Here is a 1,089-nt window from a genome sequence, read left to right as displayed (position 1 = left end):
CCCGATTTCAGATAATAACTGCGACATTCATGGAAAGGTGTAGAAGAGAAAGCCAACTGCCGAAAGTGGTACGCTCTTCTCGCCAAAGAAACAAGCAGTACTACCATGAATTATCAGCAGTTGACCGAGGGGAGAAGATATCAGATTTCAGCCCTTTTGGAACGGGGGATTTCAGTATCAGAGATTGCCAAAACAGTTAAATGTCATCGCTCAACCATTTATCGAGAGTTGAAGCGAAGTGGTAAGAAAGAGCAATATGTACCAGACAAAGCGCATCAAGAGTCGGTAGCAAAACGACGCCAAGCGCGAAAGTATCGAATACCTCAATCACGCATAGATTTTATAGAGGTACTGCTGAGCATTGATTGGAGTCCAGAGCAAATATCTAATGTCTTAACTCGCGCTGGAGCTAGAGTGAGCCATGAGTGGATATACCGTCACGTTGCTCGTGATAAACGACAGGGCGGAAAGTTGTTTCGCCACTTGCGTCAAGGCCACAAGCGGTATCGGCGAGGCAAGAAAGAGAAAGCACCTGCTATCAAAAATGCTATTTCGATAGACGAAAGGCCTGAGATTGTTGATAACCGAGAACGTATTGGCGACTGGGAAATTGATACTGTTTTGGGTAAGCATGGCACAGGAGCAATAGTCACTATTTTAGAGCGTAAAACACGCTTTTATCTGACAAAAAAAACAGCCTCAAAGTCAGCGAAAGATGTGACGAAAGCGACCATAGACATGTTACTGCCTTACAAAGAATTCGTTCATACCATTACAGCAGACAATGGTCGCGAATTTGCCGGTCATGAAGAAATAGCGGAGGCGTTGGAAGCAAAGGTGTACTTTGCTCATCCCTACAGCTCGTGGGAACGAGGAGCTAATGAAAACGCTAATGGCTTATTGCGACAATACGTTAAAAAAGGAACAGACTTAAGAACGGTTAGTGATGACGACATTGAGAGGGCGCAACAACGGATTAACTATCGTCCGAAAAAGTGTTTGGGGTTCAAGCAGCCAGCTGTCCTATTTAAAGAAATGATGTCGGCTGCTTGAAAATTAAGAGTGTCGCAGTTCGGAGTTGAATTCGGG

General features: G+C 44.6%; 1 protein-coding gene. It reads left to right on the top strand.

Annotation, left to right across the window (positions count from 1 at the left end):
• Positions 1-105 precede the first annotated feature (105 nt).
• Positions 106-1,053 carry an IS30 family transposase gene (locus tag H5300_RS26755; protein WP_182797362.1) on the top strand — a complete coding sequence of 316 codons (948 nt, stop codon included), beginning with the start codon at positions 106-108 and terminating at the stop codon, positions 1,051-1,053.
• The last annotated feature ends 36 nt before the right edge of the window (positions 1,054-1,089 follow it).

Source organism: Vibrio sp. SG41-7 (genome assembly GCF_014164465.1).
Classification (GTDB): Bacteria; Pseudomonadota; Gammaproteobacteria; order Enterobacterales; family Vibrionaceae; genus Vibrio; species Vibrio splendidus.
This window is presented reverse-complemented; position numbering and strand designations above follow the sequence as displayed.

Excerpts from the sequence above, each read along its gene's own strand:
- H5300_RS26755 (WP_182797362.1), top strand. The coding sequence starts at position 106 with ATGAATTATCAGCAGTTGACCGAGGGGAGAAGATATCAGATTTCAGCC.